Here is a 15,429-nt window from a genome sequence, read left to right on the forward strand (position 1 = left end):
CAGACCCTTCTGGAGAAACAGCATGTGCGGAGCGAAGGCCGGCGGCCCGGACGCCTCGACGATCAAGCCCGGTGAGACCACGATCCAGGGCCAGGTGACCCGCGACGGCGAGCCGGTGACCGGATACGTCCGACTGCTCGACTCGACCGGCGAGTTCACCGCGGAGGTGCCGACCTCCGCGACCGGTCAGTTCCGCTTCTACGCCGCCGAGGGCACCTGGACGGTGCGCGCCCTGGTGCCGGGCGCCACCGCCGACCGCACGGTCGTCGCCCAGAAGGGCGGGCTCGCGGAGGTCGCCATCGCGGTCTGAGCCGCCTTCGAACGGGCTCTGTGACGGCTGAGGGCCGCATCCCCTGGGTTGGACGCCGGTGGGGGTGCGGCCCTTCGGCCGTTTCCGGTGTCCCCGGTGGCCGCGGGCCCGTTCAGCAGCGCGTCCGCACCGCCGCGAGGGCGACCGCCGCGAGCAGCGCGGCGACGCACAGGGCGGTGAGCACGCCGCTCATCGCCGCCCCGTCGGCCGTCCGGCGCCCGGACCGCCGCCTGCGGCGACGGCCGGAGCGGGCGGCGTGCCGGGCGACGGGACCGCCGCGGGCCTCGCCGGGGCCGGGACGGAACGGCGGGAGCGCGTAGCCCGGCCACGGGGCCGCCGCGTCCCGCGGCGCGGTGCGCCGCCCCTGCCGCCTGCACTCCTCGTACGGCAGACCCCCGGTGGCCGTCATGCGCGGTGCTCCTTCCCGTGGTGCCGGCGCAGCAGCACGTCCGCGTCGGTCTCGGCGCTGCGGTCGTACGCCGCCCGCGCCGCCTCCCGCCGCTCCGCCAGCCGCAGGCAGACGGCGCAGCCGGGGACGGGGCGCGGCGGCCGGACCGCGTCGCCCGGGAGCGGCATCGGCACGGCCCGGGTGCGCCGGTTGACCGCCCGGACGCTCGCGTCCAGCCGCTCCCGGTCGCTGGCCGGACGGCACAGCTCCGGGTCGGCCTCCCACTCCGGCCCGCCGCCGAGGGGGCGCAGCAGCAGGTAGGGCCCGGCCGCGTCCCGGTACTCACCGACCTCGCCGGTCGCCGGGTCGTAGAGGAGGCGTCCGGGCTCGTGGGGTTCCGGCTTCGTCGTCACAGGGCCGGCTCCTTTCCATGAAGGCATGAGCGCAGCGCGAAGCTGCAGCTACGCTGCGTGTTCGGGGGTGCTCACGAGCATGCCGCACGGAGAGGGCCGCCGAGCCGACGAAGGGGCCAAATTCAACGCAGGGCCCGCCAAATTCAACAAATTCAACAGGAGCGCGATGCCACAGCGGTTGGTGATCACGGGACGCAGTCAGGAGCCGAGGGCACGGTTCACCGAGGAGCTGCGGCGCCTGCGGAGCGAGCGCGGGCTGAGCCTGCGCGACCTCGCGAAGGAAGTGGGCTGGGACTCCTCCCAGTTCAGCAAGATGGAGAGCGGCCAGACACTCGGCGGCCCCGAGGTCGTACAGGCGCTGGACCAGTTCTACGGAACGCCGGGTCTGCTGGTCACCCTGTGGGAGCTGGCGGTGGCCGACCCGACCCAGTTCAAGGAGCAGTACCGGCGGTACATGGTGCTGGAGTCCGAGGCGATCAGCCTGTGGCACTACGCGGTAAGTGCGCCACCCGGACTTCTGCAGACGGCAGGCTATGCGCGCGAGGCGCTCGGTGCGGGCTGGCTCAAGGGCCCGGAACTGGACCAGCAGGTCGAAGCACGCCTGGGACGACGACAATTGTTGGAGGGCGATGACCCCCCGCCGTTCCGTGTCATCCTCTCCGAGGCGGTGCTGCGCACGTCACTGAGCAATGTGAGGGCGTGGCGCGAGCAACTGAAGTACCTGACGGAGGCTGCCGAGCGCCCGAACATCACTCTTCAGGTGCTGCCCTTCAGCGCTGGTCCCCACGGCTTGATGAACACGACTGTGAAGTTCTTGCGACTGCTGGACGGCCGCACGGTCGCGTACACCGAAAACGATCTGCGCGGCGAACTGGTCGAGGAAAACGGCGAAGTTGAGCTGCTACAGCGTAGGTACGATGCGATGCGCGACCTGGCGCTGTCCCCTGCCGAGTCGCGTGACTTCATCCTGCGGATGCTGGAGGAAATGCCGTGCGAGCCATCGACCTGAGCGGTGTGGCCTGGCGCAAGAGCAGCTACAGCAATACGAGCGGCGGTGACTGCGTCGAAGTTGCCGACGCCGTCCCCTCCGTCGTCCCCGTCCGCGACAGCAAGGCCCCCGCGCGGGGAACGCTCGTCTTCCAGGCCGGCGCCTGGGCCGCCTTCGTGGACGCGGTCAAGCGCCAGGGGCCCCGGTCCCGCTGAAGGCGTAGGCGCGCTCCACCCGGGCGATCTCGACGCTGTAGGAGGCGTACCAGCGTTCGCGCCCGAGCCGCTGCGCTTCGAGGTGTTCGGGATGCGCCTTCCACGCCGCTATCGACGCCTCGTCCGCGTAGTAGATGACGACGAGGTCCCGGCCGTCCTCGCCCGTCAGCGACTCGCGGCCGAGGTAGCCGGGCTGCGCCTCGCCGAGTTCGGCCATGCGCGCGCTCATCGCCGCGTAGCCCTCGGAGTCCGCGGTGGGGCGGGTGGTGATGATGACTGCGTAGTACGGAGGTTCGGGGCGGACGAACGAGGCGGTCATACGGGCGGCCCTCCGCGGGTAAGGAGCGTATGCCGCCAAGGCTACTGACAAGATCCTCCGGTGACCACCGCGTCGGACCGAGGGCCGGACACCGGAGCGGATGCGGGAGGAAGCGCCGTGCGAACCATCGACCTGAGCCACGCCCAGTGGCGCAAGAGCAGCTACAGCAACTCGGACGGCGGCGCCTGCGTCGAAGTCGCCGACGCCGTCCCCTCCGTCGTCCCCGTCCGCGACAGCAAAGCGCCCGCGCGGGGAACGCTCGTCTTCCAGGCCGGCGCCTGGGCCGCCTTCGTGGACGCGGTCAAGCGCCCGCGGCCCTGACGACGGCGTAGGGACCGTCTAGCCCAGCACCTGCCCGAGGGCCCAGACCGCAGGGGCCGCCGCGGACAGGGGGAGGGCCACGCCCGCGGTGAAGTGGACGAAGCGGGACGGGTAGTCGTAGCTCGCCACGCGGTGGCCGATCAGGGCGCACACCCCGGCGACCGCGCCCAGCACCGCCCCGCCGGTGCCGTAGCCGGTCATCCCGCCGACGGCGATCCCGGCGCCCGCCGCGGCCAGCAGGGACACCACGACCGACGCCGGGGTCGGCAGCGGCAGGGACCGCGCCAGGACGGCCACGGCCACCGCCGCCGCCCCCACCGACACCGCGTGCGCGTGCGCGGCCAGGTAGCCGGTGGCGAGCACGGACAGCGCCGCCGAGGCGACCGTCGCCATCAGGCCGTACATCCGCTCGTCCGGCGAGGCGTGCGAGCGCAGACCGAGGACGAGGGACAGCAGCACCCAGAGGCCGAGCGCGCCGAGGATGGCCACCAGGGCGTGCTCGCGGCCCGCCGCCAGGACCGCCACGTCGGCCGTCAGCGCGCCCGCGAAGGCCAGCGCGATGCCCTGCCGGGCCGGCCACATGCCGTTCAGCCGGAACCAGCCGGCCGCCGTCACCGCCTGCAGCACCACGAGCGGCACGACGAGGGCGTACGAGGCGACCGGCGCCGCCGCGGCCAGCAGCAGACCCAGCAGCGCGGTCAGCGCCGCCGGCTGCATGCCGGGCTCGATGATCGGCGAGCGGCCCTCCAGCCGGGCCCGCTGGGCGTCGGTGATCCGGGCGTTGCCGCCCATGGTGGCGGGGCCGTAGGCCGGCCCGTCCGCCGGCGCGGGCGCCGGTGCGGGCGCCGGTTCGGGCTGCGGCGCGGGCGCCGGTTCGGGCTGCGCGGCGGGCGCGTAGGCGGTCCCGTGCCCCTCGCCGTACGGCCCGCCGTAGGCGTCCGTGTACTGCTGGCGCGGCTGCTGGTAGGGCGCCTGCTGGTACGGCGCCTGCCCGGTGGGCTGCGGGTACGCCGGCTGCTGGTACGGCTGCTGCTCCAGCCGGGGCATATACGCCGTCTCCGCCGCGTGCACCGGCGGCTGCACGGCCGGCTGCACCGGCGGCTGCATCTGCGTCTCCCAGGTCTGCCCCTGCCACTGCTGGGTGAGCTCCGGGTCCTGGCCGGGCTGCTGCCCGTACTGCTGCGGGTCGTGCTCCGGCCAGTGCTGCTGCTGGTACGGGTCGTGGCCCTCGTACGGGCCGTGCCGGTACGGCTGATCGCTCATCGCGCCCCTCCTGCGAACGGCGGAAGCACCTCGACCGTGCCGCCCTCGGCCAGCCGTACCGTCTCGTGCGCGCGCGTCCCGACGGGGCCGCCGTCGACGAGGAAGGAGCATCGCTGCAGCACGCGCGTCAGTTCACCGGGGTGGCGCGTACGCACGGCCGCCAGCGCACCGGCCAGCGTGTCCGCCTCGCACGGTTCCTCGGCGACCCCGGCCGCGGCCTTGGCGGCGGCCCAGTAGCGCACCGTGACCTTGGGCATCTGAATCCTCAATCGACGGCAAGGAAAGACAATGGACAAAGACAGTGTGGGATCAGGCTAGCCCGCCGCCGACACCGCCCAGGCCCCGATCCGGGCCAGCAGGGCGTCCGGCGCCGCGTGCTCCGCGTGCCCCATGCCCGGTTCGACCCAGAGCTCCCCGTGGCCGCCGGCCGCCTCGGCCAGCATCCGGGGGTGGTCGAGGGGGAAGTAGCCGTCGCGGTCGCCGTGCACGATCAGCAGCGGCGTCGGGGCGATCCGCGCGGCCGCCTGCACCGGGGAGAGGGGCACCGGGTCCCAGTGGCGGTGGTGGATGCGCGTGCGCAGGCCGTAGCGGCCGACCAGGCGGCCCTCGGGGCGGGTGACCAGCCAGTGCAGCCGGCGCATGGGGGCCGTGCCCCGGTAGTACCAGCGGGCCGGGGCGCTCACCGAGACCACCGCGTCGACCGCGCCCGGGTGCAGCGCCGCGTGGCGCAGGACCACCGAGCCGCCCATCGAGAAGCCGACGGTGGCCACCCGCGCGTGCCCGAGCTCCCGGGCCCACTCCACGGCGGCGGCCAGGTCCAGCACCTCCTTGTCGCCCACCGTGGAGCGGCCGCCGGAGCGCCCGTGGCCGCGGAAGGAGAAGGCGACGACCGCGCCGTGGCCGCGCAGGACGCCCGCCACCCGGCGCACGTGCGGGCGGTCCACGTCCCCCGTGAAACCGTGGGCGACGACGAAGACCGGGCCGCGACCGGACGGACCGGAGGGGTCCGCGGCGGGCGCGGACCCGGCGGGCCCGGGGTCGTACACGCAGTCCACGGCGATGCCGTCGGCCGTGCGCAGGAACGTCCGCAGCCGGCCCCGGCCGCCCGTCTCGGAATGCGGACGAACGGTGGAACGCGCCCCATGACCTGCCGGACCGTTGCTCATGTGGGCTATTCTGCTGGGCAGAGGACTCGGGCAGCGCAGCCCCCGGGTCCTTTTGTGCTTTCGGACGCGTTGTATGCGCAGCGGAGAACCTCAGGTGACCGCGGTGTACGGGGCCTTCGGGAACGCAGAGCAGTACCCGTCCGCACAGTCCTCGCAGGACCGAGGAGGAACCAGACGTATGAGTTCTCTGCTGCTCCTGACCAACGCCCTCCAGCCGTCGGCGGAGGTGCTGCCCGCCCTCGGCCTGCTCCTGCACAACGTGCGGGTGGCCCCCGCCGAAGGCCCCGCACTCGTCGACACCCCCGGCGCCGACGTCATCCTGGTCGACGGCCGCCGCGACCTCCCGCAGGTGCGCAGCCTGTGCCAGCTGCTGCGCTCCACCGGCCCCGGATGCCCGCTGCTCCTCGTCGTCACCGAGGGCGGCCTCGCCGCCGTCACCGCCGACTGGGGGATCGACGACGTGCTGCTCGACACCGCCGGTCCCGCGGAGGTCGAGGCGCGGCTCCGGCTCGCCCTGGGCCGCCGGCAGATCGCGAACGACGACTTCCCGACGGAGATCCGCAACGGCGACCTGTCGGTGGACGAGGCCACCTACTCCGCCAAACTCAAAGGCCGGGTCCTGGACCTGACCTTCAAGGAGTTCGAGCTGCTCAAATACCTCGCCCAGCACCCGGGCCGGGTCTTCACCCGGGCCCAGCTGCTGCAGGAGGTGTGGGGCTACGACTACTTCGGCGGCACCCGGACCGTCGACGTCCACGTGCGGCGGCTGCGGGCCAAGCTCGGGCCGGAGCACGAGTCGCTCATCGGAACCGTGCGGAACGTCGGTTACCGATTCGTTACGCCGGAGAAGCCCGACCGGTCCGCCGACGAGCCCGCGGCCGAAGCCGGCCGGGCAAAGACGGAGGAGGCGGACGCAACCGCCGTCCTCGACGGCGCCGAGGTCCCCGCCGAGGCCTAGACCGCCCGAGGGGCTTCCCGCACGGGCACCGCGTCCGCCCTGCCGAGAAGGCGATAAGCCCTGCCCAGAGCGGTGCAATCCGCGTAGACTCCGCGCCGTGGCCAAGGTGACTCGGGATGACGTGGCACGGCTGGCGGGGACCTCCACCGCCGTCGTCAGTTACGTCATCAACAACGGACCCCGGCCGGTCGCCCCGGCCACGCGCGAGCGCGTCCTCGCCGCGATCAAGGAGCTGGGGTACCGGCCCGACCGGGTGGCCCAGGCGATGGCCTCCCGGCGCACCGACCTCATAGGGCTCATCATCCCGGACGCCCGCCAGCCCTTCTTCGGCGAGATGGCGCACGCGGTCGAGCAGGCCGCCTCCGAGCGCGGCAAGATGGTCCTCGTCGGCAACACCGACTACATCGGCGAACGCGAGGTCCACTACCTGCGCGCGTTCCTCGGCATGCGGGTCTCCGGACTCATCCTCGTCTCCCACGCGCTGAACGACCTCGCCGCCGCCGAGATCGACGCCTGGGACGCCCGGGTGGTGCTGCTGCACGAGCGCCCGGAGGCCATCGACGACGTCGCCGTGGTGACGGACGACCTGGGCGGCGCCCAGCTCGCCGTCCGCCACCTGCTGGAACACGGCTACGAGTACGTCGCCTGCCTGGGCGGCACGGCGGAGACACCGCCCGTCGGCGACCCGGTCTCCGACCACGTCGAGGGCTGGCGCCGGGCCATGGCCGAGGCGGGCCTCCCCACCGAGGGCCGGCTGTTCGAGGCGCCGTACAACCGCTACGACGCCTACCGCGTCGGCCTGGAGGTCCTCGGCGGCCCCGACCGGCCGCCGGCGATCTTCTGCTCCACCGACGACCAGGCGATCGGCCTGCTGCGGGCCGCGCGCGAACTGCGCATCGACGTGCCCGGGCAGCTCGCGGTGGCCGGCTTCGACGACATCAAGGAGGCCGCGCTCGCCGACCCGCCGCTGACCACGGTCGCCTCCGACCGCTCGGCGATGGCCCGGGCGGCGGTGGACCTGGTGCTGGACGACGGGCTGCGGGTCGCCGGGTCCCGCCGCGAACGGCTCAAGACGTTCCCGTCCCGCCTGGTGGTACGCAGGTCCTGCGGCTGCGCCTAGCCCATACCCGGCCCGAGCAAGGCGGTGCGCTCGTCGAGCAGGGCGCGGATCTGCCCGCACGACGGCCTGGCCAGCTCGGTGTGCGGACATACGTGGCGGGACTGACGGCCTTGCCCGGCCCCGGACGGCGGTGAGTCATGAACACCGGCCAGCGGGATCGTCCCGTGAGCAGCCGCGCGATGCCGGCGGCCCAGCACACGGTGGCCGGCATGAATGCGTGATGGAGGGGCCTGCAGGTGATCGCTCCATGCGCGAGGTCTCGGTGTGATGTTGCGTCGGGCTGGTGCGGTTGAGGCGTCAGCGGGTGGTGATGTGCTGGGTGAGGAAGAGTGCGGCGCGGTCGAGTGCCTGGTCGGCTTCGTCCAGGGTGCCGCCGGCGAAGGCCTGGAAGACGTGGGGGGCGTCGGCGGTGATGTCGAGGATGACGTCGACTCCGGCGTCGCGTGCGCGGGCGGCGAGACGGGTGGAATCGTCGAGGAGGATCTCGTTGGTGCCCACCTGGATGAGGAGCGGGGGGAACCCGGTCAGGTCGGCGAAGAGAGCCGGACTGAGCAGGGGCTGCTCGGGGTCCTGGCCGGCGAGGTACATGGCCCCGGTGTGCATCACGGCCTCGCGGGTGAAGATCGGATCGATGCCGTCCTTGGTCGTCATGCTCTCCCCGGTACGAGTGGCGTCCAGCCCCGGGGAGAAGGCCACGATCGCGGCAGGCAGCGGAAGCCCCGCGTCGCGGGCGGCCAGGGCGGTGGTGACCGAGTAGCCGCCACCGGCGGAGTCCCCGGCGAACGCGATGGCGGACGGGTCCAGGCCGTTGTCGAGGAGGGCGCGGTAAGCGCTCAGGTTGTCCTCCAGGCCAGCCGGGAACGGGTGTTCGGGGGCCAGCCGGTAGTCCACCGAGTACGCGTCGAACCCGGTCCTCGAGACGAGCTGCGCGGTCAGTGACAGCGCGGTCTCGGGGGAGCCGAAGACGAAACCGCCACCGTGGAAGTACAGGATCGCGCCCGGACGCGCGCCGTTGTCCGGTGCGACGTGCAGGGCGCGTCGGCCGCCGAGCGTGGTCGAGGTGGTGCGGACGCCGTCGGGGACGATCATCGTGTCCATGAGCGCCCTGAACCCGGCGCGCAGTTCCTCGACGGAGCGCTGGCCCTCGGGTCGGGGCCGGCGGAGCATCGCGTCGACCTTGGCGAGCTGTTCCTTGCTCATCTGCTTCCTCCTGTGGAATGGCTTCCTCTACACTATATGCCGTGGCATATAAATCAACCGGCGTTGCCGACCTCCAGAGCTTCTTCGCTGACCTCGTCCGCTGCGAGACGCGCCTGTACAACGCGCTGAACGACCGGCTGCGCGAGCGGCACGGGATCGTGACGTCGCAGTTCGAGTTCCTGCGGTTCCTGCGCGATCACCCGGGGTCCCGGGTGGCCGACCTCGCCACGGAATTCGCCATCGGCGTCGGCGCGACCAGCAAGAGCGCCGACCGCCTGGAGAAGCAGGGATGGATCGCCCGCCAGACCAACCCGGCGGACCGCAGGTCCTCGCTTCTGACGCTGACGGACGGCGGCTCACAGCTCCTCGAAGCCGCCGAGACCACTTTCGCCGCAGGCCTGAACGAGCTGATCGGAGGAGCCCTCGACCAGTCCACGACGGCCGCCGCCGCCAAGGCCCTCCACCACCTGCGCTCCGCACTCGAACGCAACCAGGTCGGCATCCCCACCGGCTGAAAGCATCAGCCCAGCCGGCGGCTCGACGCCATCCCGAGGACGCCGTACAGCACATCACCGGAGGTTCGGACGGCTGGCAGACACCCTGCGACCAGAAAGAACCAACAGCAAGCACAGCCTGCGATCGAAGCGGCGGACGCTCCTACGACCAGGGTCTGTTGCGAAAGTGGATCTTGTTCGGTGGTGATCACGTCCTGTGGGACGTGGGGATCTGACGAACGGCCAGTGGGCCCGGCCTGAGCCTCTGCTGCCGACGGGCATCCAGCCGGGCCGGCCTGCGGCACCTCGCCGGCGAGTCCGGCGCCATGGCGGCGCAGGCGGGCGATCGTGTCGTGGATGTCGTCCACGGCGAACATGAGCCGGTGCAGGCCCGGCGTGATGGCGCTGCGGACCCCGTCGAGGCCGACCGTCAAGGCGACGGCGGCCTCCGGGTCGTCCACCACGATGCCGACGTCGTCCGTCCGCTGGACCGTCACGGGATGCCCCATCGGTTCGCGTGCGGATCATCGGGCGGGCCGGGCGGGCCGGGGGAAGGCTCCGGGGAGGCGGAGTCCGGCGCGCCCAGGGGTTCGACCGTCCGCGTCGCGGTGTCGTAGCTGCGGGCCGCGGTGAACGCACCCTCCCACGGCTCGGACAGTTCGGCGGGGAGCAGTCCGTCCGGCCACCGGGCCCGGTCCGACCGGGTCCGGCCCAGGGTGATGTGCGGCGACCAGAAGCCCGGTGCGGGCGGCGGACCGCCGCTCCCCGTGCCGTGCCCGTGGAGCAGCTCCCCCACCCGCCGATGCAGGGCCGCCAGTTCGGCGTCCGGCACGACCCGCCAGGCCAGTACCCTCGTCCGCCCGGAGAAGCGGATCGCGCCCTCCAGTCTCAGCGGCAGAGGGAGCACCGCCAGCACCGCCGGCAGTTCCCGCCATGCGGCCCGCGGCGGCCCGTCAGCCGTCGCCAGGGTCAGGTGCGGCCGGTTCGTGGGGTGCCGGTGACCGGCCAGGCTGGGCAGCCCGGCGGCGGCCAGTTCCTGCCAGACCCGGCGCACCCGCGCCTCGGTCACCGGGTCGGGCAGCAGCTCCACCGTGCGCACGGCACCAGCCTAGGCGCCGCCGGAGTCCGCCGCGGCTGGACCGCCGTCCGGAGCATTGACATGTTCAGTGCGAGTTCGGATGCTGGTGAGCACTGGTGAAAGCGCTCTCACCTCCGTAGCACCCGGCTTCGCCGGCTCGGTCGCCGAAGCGGGGACCGACCTTGGACGGACCCGATGACGCTTCCTCGTCCCCTCTCCGGCGCCGCGGCCTTCGTGCTGTCCGGCGTCCTCGCGGCGGTGCTGTGCCTGACGTCCGCCGGCCCCGCCGCGGCCGGGCCGACCGGTCTGCGCGCGGCGGACCCCAGCGTGCTGCGGGTGGGCGGCACCTACGTCTCGGTGGAGTCGACCGGCGACGGCATCGCCGTGCGGCAGGCCCCGTCGACGGACGCCCTGGCCTCGGCCCCCGCCCGGCGCATCTGGTCGGACACCCGGAACCTCGGGGAGATCTGGGCCCCGGAGATCACGACGGACGGTGGCCGCTTCCACGTCTACTTCTCGGCCGGGCGCGGAGCGGCCCACCGCATGTACGCGATCAGCTCCGCCACCGCGGACAGCGGGTACACCGCCGAGACGAAACTGGCCCTGCCGGAGGACAAGTGGGCGGTCGACGGGACCCTGTTCACGTTCGGCGGGCAGCGCTGGTTCGTCTGGTCGGGCTGGGCCGGCGACACCGATGTGGAGCAGAACCTCTACATCGTCCGGATGAGCGGCCCGACCACGCCGACCGGCGCGCGCCACATCATCTCGCAGCCGCGGGAGAGCTGGGAGCGGGTGGTCGGCAACCCCTTCGTCAACGAGGCGCCCGAGGCCGTCAAGGACCCCGACGGCCGGCTGCACATCGTGTACTCGGCCAACGGGAGCTGGAGCGACCACTACTGCCTGGCCGACCTGAGGCTGCGGGCCGGCGGCGACCCGACGTACGTGTGGGACTGGTACAAGTCGAACGGCTGCCTGTTCGGCTCCCACCGCGAGACGATGATGGCCGGCTGGGACCCGACGCTGTACGTCGACGGACCGGGGCACCACAGCTTCGTCCTGCTGAACGGCGACATCGGCACGAGCCCTCCCGCCGGCCCGAGGTTCCCGCTGATGTTCCACGCGGTGCCCAAGGGCACGCCGTACTCGTGGGAGAACCGGCACTGGTACACCGGCACGTTCTGCTGGTGGGGCGGCACCGCCTACCGCCGCGCCGACGTCCCCGGCCCCACCACCGACACCGGGTGGGGCCTGAAGTTCTTCGAGTAGCGGCGCGGGGTCACCTGGCGCCGAGGAACTCCAGCGTGTCGACCACGCGGTTGGAGAAGCCCCACTCGTTGTCGTACCAGGCGACCACCTTGATGTGGCGGCCGTCCACACGGGTCAGGGCGGAGTCGAAGATCGACGATGCCGGGTTGCCCGTGATGTCGGACGACACCAGCGGGTCCTCCGAGTACTCGAGGACGCCGGCCAGCGGCCCCTGCGCCGCGGCGCGGTACGCCGCCAGCACCTCGTCGCGCGTCACCTCGCGGGCGACGACGGTGTTGAGCTCCACCAGCGAGCCCACCGGAACCGGCACGCGGATCGAGTCGCCCGACAGCTTGCCGTCCAGGTTCGGCAGCACCAGGCCGATCGCCTTGGCGGCGCCGGTCGTGGTGGGCACGATGTTGACGGCGGCGGCGCGGGCCCGGCGGGCGTCGCGGTGCGGGCCGTCCTGCAGGTTCTGCTCCTGGGTGTAGGCGTGCACCGTCGTCATGAAGCCGTGCTCGATGCCCGCCAGCTCGTCGAGCACCGCGGCCAGCGGCGCGAGCGCGTTCGTCGTGCAGGAGGCGTTGGAGACGATCGTGTGCAGCGCCGGGTCGTACGCGTCGGTGTTGACCCCGAACGCCAGCGTGACGTCGGCGCCGTCCGACGGCGCGCCGACGAGGACCTTCCCCGCGCCGGCGTCCAGGTGCGCCCGGGCGGCCTTGGCCGAGGTGAAACGGCCGGTCGACTCCAGCACGATGTCGACGCCCAGCTCGGCCCACGGCAGCCGCGCCGGATCCCGCTCGGCGAGCACCTTGATGCGACGGCCGTCCACGACGAGGGCGTCCCCGTCGGCGCGCACCGGGCGGCCGAGCCGGCCGGCCGTCGTGTCGTAGGCGAGCAGCCGCGCCAGAGCGGCCGGTTCGGTGAGGTCGTTGACGGCGACGACGTCGAGGTCGCTGCCGCGCTCCAGCAGCGCCCGCAGCACGTTGCGTCCGATGCGGCCGAATCCGTTGATGGCGATACGTGTCATGAGCCAATCCCTTCGGTTCGCTCCCAGGTTCGCGTGCGGCGCGGGCCCGCGGTAGCGGCGCGATCGCCAGGGTTCGCAAGGATCGTGCCAGGCGGCGGCCCCCGTCACTCGCCCCGGCTGAAGGTGCGCCGGTACTCGCTCGGCGTGGTGCCGAGGACCCGCCCGAAGTGCAGCCGCAGATTCGCGCCGGTGCCCAGGCCGACGGCGGCGGCGATCCGCTCCACGCTCAGCTCCGAGCGCTCCAGCAGCTCACGGGCGGCGTCGATACGGGCCCGCATGATCCACTGCATCGGCGTGTATCCGGTGTCCTCGACGAAGCGCCGCGAGAACGTGCGCGGCGAGACCGCCGCGTGCCGGGCCAGTGCCTGAAGCGTCAGGGGCTCGCCGAGCCGGCGCAGCGCCCACTCGCGGGTGGCGGCGAACCGCTCGCCGAGCGGCTCGGGCACGCTGCGCGGCACGTACTGCGCCTGACCGCCGCTGCGGTAGGGCGCCGCGACCAGGCGCCGCGCCGCGTGGTTCGAGGCGGCCACGCCGAGGTCGCCGCGCAGGATGTGCAGGCACAGGTCGATGCCCGAGGCGGCGCCGGCCGACGTCAGCACGCTGCCCTCGTCGACGAACAGGACGTTCTCGTCGACCCGGACCCGGGGGTGCTTCGCCGCGAACGCCCTCGTGTAGTGCCAGTGCGTCGTGGCGCGCCTGCCGTCGAGCAGGCCCGTGGCGGCGAGCGCGAAGGCGCCGGTGGAGATAGCGGCGAGCCGCGCGCCGCGGTCGTGGGCGGCCGTCAGCGCCTCGACCACGGGCCGCGGCGGGTCGTCGCGGTCCGGGAACCGGTAACCGGGGATGAAGACGGTCTCGGCCCACGCCAGCGCGTCCAGCCCGTGGGCGACGTGGTAGGACAGCCCGTCGCCGCCGGTGACGAGACCGGGCGCCGCACCGCACAGCCGCACCTCGTACGGCATGCTCGCGCGGGTGGTGAAGACCTGCGCGGGGATGCCGACGTCGAGTGGTTTCGCGCCCTCCAGCACAAGGACGGCGACGCGTCGCAGACGGGAGGCTGACACGGGCACCAGCGTAAGCGTGACCGCGGCGCCGCCACGCCCGCTCTCCGGCGGCCGCCGGCCAGGACCCGCCGGAACGGCGGCCGACGCGCCGCCCCGCGCCGTCCACCGGTCTCGCGGGTGCCCCCCTGCCCGCGCCCGGCGCCGCCGGAGCGACACGGCGACCGCCGACCCCGCACACCCCCCACCGGACCCGCGCCACGCACCGGCCATGCCCTACCGCCGACGCCCGGCCCCCTCAGCCACCCGGCACGCCCGCCTCCGCGCCCAACGCCCCCAGCCCTCGCACGACCGCGCCCGCTCAGCCGTCCTCCCGGGTCGGCGACCGGCCGCGTGGCCTCCGCCCGCGCCCTCACGCAGGTCTCCCGCTCGGCCGTCTCTCTTCGCCGGCCGCCGGCCCACCGGCGACCGGCCAGGGGCCGCGCATCCGGTGTTCCGGCTCCGTCGTGCCCCGCACTCTTCTCATAACGGGCGAAGGAGGTTCTGCCGGGCTTCTCAGGCTGGACTCAGGAAGCTCTCATGGTCGCGGGACATGCTTACTGCATGACCGAGAGCCAGGGCGTTCCCCCGCAGCAGCACAGCCACCCCGCTCCCGTGCACCCCGAGTGGCCGCCCCCGCCGCCGTACCGGCCCGCCGGCTCACCGGACCCCGCGCCGGTGCGGAGGCGCGGCCGGGGCCCGGCGGGCCTGCTGGCGGCGGTCGCCGTCGTCGCGGCGGCCGTCGGCGGCGGCACGGCCTACGCCTTCCAGGAGCTGGCCGGCACGGACACGGTCGCCACCGCCTCCAGCGGCACCCCCGTGGTGCCGTCGGGCAGGAAGGGCGACGTCGCCGCGATCGCCGCCGCGGTCAGCCCCAGCGTGGTCGAGGTCGACGCGACGCTCGGCAACGGCTCCTCCACCGGATCCGGGGTGGTCATCACGTCCGGCGGCGAGATCGTCACCAACAACCACGTCGTCTCCGGCGCCACCTCCATCAAGGTGCGCACCAGCGACGGCAGGAGCCACACCGCCGAGATCGTCGGCACCGACAGCTCCAAGGACCTCGCGCTCCTCAAGGCGGAGGACGCCTCCGGCTGGAAGCCGGCGGCGCTCGGCGACTCCGGCAGCGTCAAGGTCGGCGACACCGTCGTCGCGATCGGCTCCCCGGAGGGCCTGACCGGCACCGTCACCAGCGGCATCGTCTCCGCCCTGGACCGCGAGGTCACCGTCCCCACCGACGACGGGCAGGGACAGGGCCGGGACGACGACGGGCAGTGGCCGTTCCAGTTCGGCGGCCGCGAGTTCAACGGCGACACCGGCTCGTCCACCACCACCTACAAGGCCATCCAGACCGACGCGTCCCTGAACCCCGGCAACTCCGGCGGCGCGCTGATCGACGCGGGCGGCCGCGTCATCGGCATCAACTCCGCCATGTACTCGTCGTCGCAGGCCGCCTCGTCCTCGGACGCCGGCAGCATCGGCCTCGGCTTCGCCATCCCCATCGACACCGTCAAGGCCGACCTGGCCGCGCTCCGGTCGGGCACGCAGAACTAACCCCCGTACCCCGTGTACGGCCCGGACAGCAGGGAGTACGCCATGATCCCCCAGGTTTCCCACCACAGCGCGGGCCGCGGCCCCGCCCACCTCGCCCTGGCCCTCTCCGTCGCCCACGAGCTGCACGTCCCCGTGCCGGCCCCGCGCGCCCCGCAGGTCGCGACGCCCGCCCCCGAGCTGATGGGCCTGCGCATCCCCGCCGACCGGCCGCACCGCCGCAAGGTCCCGCTGCACCGGCTGGCCACCATGCGCGGCATGGCCGTGCTCGGCGCCTGAGCCCGGCGCCCGCGCCCCGGCCCCCGGACGTGGCAGGCTGGGGCCACCCCGATC

The 15,429-nt window shown here is 73.5% G+C and carries 20 protein-coding genes and 2 pseudogenes; 10 read left to right on the forward strand and 12 right to left on the reverse strand.

The features are described from left to right. Positions 1-22: 22 nt before the first annotated feature. Positions 23-310 (forward strand): DUF1416 domain-containing protein, encoded by a 288-nt coding sequence (locus ABZ261_RS20850; protein ID WP_028421436.1) that lies wholly within the window; start codon positions 23-25, stop codon positions 308-310. A gap of 112 nt (positions 311-422) precedes the next feature. Here the strand turns inward: ABZ261_RS20850 and ABZ261_RS20855 are convergent, their stop codons facing one another. Together ABZ261_RS20855 and ABZ261_RS20860 are read right to left on the reverse strand one after the other, a co-directional pair. Beyond that, the gene (locus tag ABZ261_RS20855) at positions 423-719 is read right to left on the reverse strand and encodes a hypothetical protein (protein WP_356861215.1); all 297 of its coding nucleotides are present in this window, start codon (positions 717-719) and stop codon (positions 423-425) included. Next, positions 716-1,111, reverse strand: coding sequence for a hypothetical protein (locus tag ABZ261_RS20860; RefSeq protein ID WP_356861217.1), 396 nt, complete (start codon positions 1,109-1,111; stop codon positions 716-718). Before ABZ261_RS20860 ends, ABZ261_RS20855 begins: the two co-directional genes overlap by 4 nt. Positions 1,112-1,277: 166 nt before the next feature. Here ABZ261_RS20860 and ABZ261_RS20865 point away from each other — a divergent pair, with 166 nt between their 5' ends. Together ABZ261_RS20865 and ABZ261_RS20870 are read left to right on the forward strand one after the other, a co-directional pair. Next, positions 1,278-2,120: a helix-turn-helix transcriptional regulator gene (locus ABZ261_RS20865; RefSeq protein WP_356861307.1), complete on the forward strand. Its 843-nt coding sequence runs from the start codon at positions 1,278-1,280 to the stop codon at positions 2,118-2,120. Beyond that, the gene (locus ABZ261_RS20870) at positions 2,102-2,314 is read left to right on the forward strand and encodes a DUF397 domain-containing protein (protein ID WP_356861219.1); all 213 of its coding nucleotides are present in this window, start codon (positions 2,102-2,104) and stop codon (positions 2,312-2,314) included. Before ABZ261_RS20865 ends, ABZ261_RS20870 begins: the two co-directional genes overlap by 19 nt. Here ABZ261_RS20870 and ABZ261_RS20875 read toward each other — a convergent pair. Beyond that, positions 2,286-2,633 carry an antibiotic biosynthesis monooxygenase gene (locus ABZ261_RS20875; RefSeq protein ID WP_356861221.1) on the reverse strand — a complete coding sequence of 116 codons (348 nt, stop codon included), beginning with the start codon at positions 2,631-2,633 and terminating at the stop codon, positions 2,286-2,288. The two genes, ABZ261_RS20870 and ABZ261_RS20875, sit on opposite strands and share 29 nt — an antisense overlap. Before the next feature lie 117 nt (positions 2,634-2,750). Between ABZ261_RS20875 and ABZ261_RS20880 the strand changes: the two genes are divergently transcribed. Beyond that, positions 2,751-2,954 (forward strand): DUF397 domain-containing protein, encoded by a 204-nt coding sequence (locus tag ABZ261_RS20880; RefSeq protein ID WP_356861223.1) that lies wholly within the window; start codon positions 2,751-2,753, stop codon positions 2,952-2,954. A gap of 18 nt (positions 2,955-2,972) precedes the next feature. Here ABZ261_RS20880 and ABZ261_RS20885 read toward each other — a convergent pair whose 3' ends face one another. From ABZ261_RS20885 to ABZ261_RS20895, 3 genes are read right to left on the reverse strand one after another with little or no spacing between them, the layout of a single operon-like run. Then, complete coding sequence (locus ABZ261_RS20885) at positions 2,973-4,217, reverse strand: hypothetical protein (RefSeq protein WP_356861225.1); 1,245 nt, start codon at positions 4,215-4,217, stop codon at positions 2,973-2,975. Further along, a complete protein-coding gene (locus ABZ261_RS20890; RefSeq protein ID WP_356861227.1) occupies positions 4,214-4,474 on the reverse strand; it encodes a MoaD/ThiS family protein in 261 nt (86 codons plus the stop codon). Before ABZ261_RS20890 ends, ABZ261_RS20885 begins: the two co-directional genes overlap by 4 nt. A 57-nt stretch (positions 4,475-4,531) precedes the next feature. Next, on the reverse strand, positions 4,532-5,383 hold the full coding sequence (locus ABZ261_RS20895; RefSeq protein ID WP_356861229.1) for an alpha/beta fold hydrolase: 852 nt from the start codon (positions 5,381-5,383) through the stop codon (positions 4,532-4,534). Between the two features lie 178 nt (positions 5,384-5,561). On the opposite strand from ABZ261_RS20895, the gene ABZ261_RS20900 reads away from it, so the two are divergent. Together ABZ261_RS20900 and ABZ261_RS20905 are read left to right on the forward strand one after the other, a co-directional pair. Continuing rightward, on the forward strand, positions 5,562-6,341 hold the full coding sequence (locus tag ABZ261_RS20900) for a response regulator transcription factor (RefSeq protein ID WP_356861231.1): 780 nt from the start codon (positions 5,562-5,564) through the stop codon (positions 6,339-6,341). Between the two features lie 97 nt (positions 6,342-6,438). After that, the gene (locus ABZ261_RS20905) at positions 6,439-7,461 is read left to right on the forward strand and encodes a LacI family DNA-binding transcriptional regulator (RefSeq protein ID WP_356861233.1); all 1,023 of its coding nucleotides are present in this window, start codon (positions 6,439-6,441) and stop codon (positions 7,459-7,461) included. Here ABZ261_RS20905 and ABZ261_RS20910 read toward each other — a convergent pair. Then, positions 7,461-7,636, reverse strand: a pseudogene (locus ABZ261_RS20910) (site-specific integrase); the annotation flags it as partial. The gene ABZ261_RS20905 and the pseudogene ABZ261_RS20910 overlap by 1 nt on opposite strands. A gap of 122 nt (positions 7,637-7,758) precedes the next feature. Next, positions 7,759-8,661, reverse strand: a complete 903-nt coding sequence (locus ABZ261_RS20915; RefSeq protein ID WP_356861235.1) for an alpha/beta hydrolase — start codon at positions 8,659-8,661, stop codon at positions 7,759-7,761. A 41-nt stretch (positions 8,662-8,702) separates the two neighbouring features. On the opposite strand from ABZ261_RS20915, the gene ABZ261_RS20920 reads away from it, so the two are divergent. After that, on the forward strand, positions 8,703-9,176 hold the full coding sequence (locus ABZ261_RS20920) for a MarR family transcriptional regulator (RefSeq protein ID WP_356861237.1): 474 nt from the start codon (positions 8,703-8,705) through the stop codon (positions 9,174-9,176). A gap of 275 nt (positions 9,177-9,451) precedes the next feature. Here ABZ261_RS20920 and ABZ261_RS20925 read toward each other — a convergent pair. After that, positions 9,452-9,664: pseudogene (locus tag ABZ261_RS20925) on the reverse strand (VOC family protein); the annotation flags it as partial. After that, a complete protein-coding gene (locus ABZ261_RS20930; RefSeq protein WP_356861239.1) occupies positions 9,649-10,254 on the reverse strand; it encodes a 2'-5' RNA ligase family protein in 606 nt (201 codons plus the stop codon). The gene ABZ261_RS20930 and the pseudogene ABZ261_RS20925, both read right to left, overlap by 16 nt. A gap of 174 nt (positions 10,255-10,428) precedes the next feature. Between ABZ261_RS20930 and ABZ261_RS20935 the strand changes: the two genes are divergently transcribed. Further along, positions 10,429-11,499, forward strand: coding sequence for a glycoside hydrolase family 43 protein (locus ABZ261_RS20935; protein ID WP_356861241.1), 1,071 nt, complete (start codon positions 10,429-10,431; stop codon positions 11,497-11,499). Between the two features lie 10 nt (positions 11,500-11,509). Here the strand turns inward: ABZ261_RS20935 and gap are convergent, their stop codons facing one another. Then, on the reverse strand, positions 11,510-12,508 hold the full coding sequence (gene gap, locus ABZ261_RS20940; protein ID WP_356861243.1) for a type I glyceraldehyde-3-phosphate dehydrogenase: 999 nt from the start codon (positions 12,506-12,508) through the stop codon (positions 11,510-11,512). 104 nt (positions 12,509-12,612) lie between these two features. Next, entirely contained in the window at positions 12,613-13,569 is a 957-nt protein-coding gene (locus ABZ261_RS20945; RefSeq protein WP_356861245.1) for a helix-turn-helix domain-containing protein, read from the reverse strand. A gap of 540 nt (positions 13,570-14,109) precedes the next feature. Here ABZ261_RS20945 and ABZ261_RS20950 point away from each other — a divergent pair. Both ABZ261_RS20950 and ABZ261_RS20955 read left to right on the forward strand, forming a co-directional pair. Next, positions 14,110-15,099, forward strand: a complete 990-nt coding sequence (locus ABZ261_RS20950; RefSeq protein ID WP_356861247.1) for a trypsin-like peptidase domain-containing protein — start codon at positions 14,110-14,112, stop codon at positions 15,097-15,099. A 42-nt stretch (positions 15,100-15,141) separates the two neighbouring features. Then, positions 15,142-15,375 (forward strand): hypothetical protein, encoded by a 234-nt coding sequence (locus ABZ261_RS20955; RefSeq protein ID WP_356861249.1) that lies wholly within the window; start codon positions 15,142-15,144, stop codon positions 15,373-15,375. Positions 15,376-15,429: the final 54 nt, after the last annotated feature.

The organism is Streptomyces sp. NPDC006193, assembly GCF_040613915.1.
Taxonomy (GTDB): Bacteria; Actinomycetota; Actinomycetes; order Streptomycetales; family Streptomycetaceae; genus Streptomyces.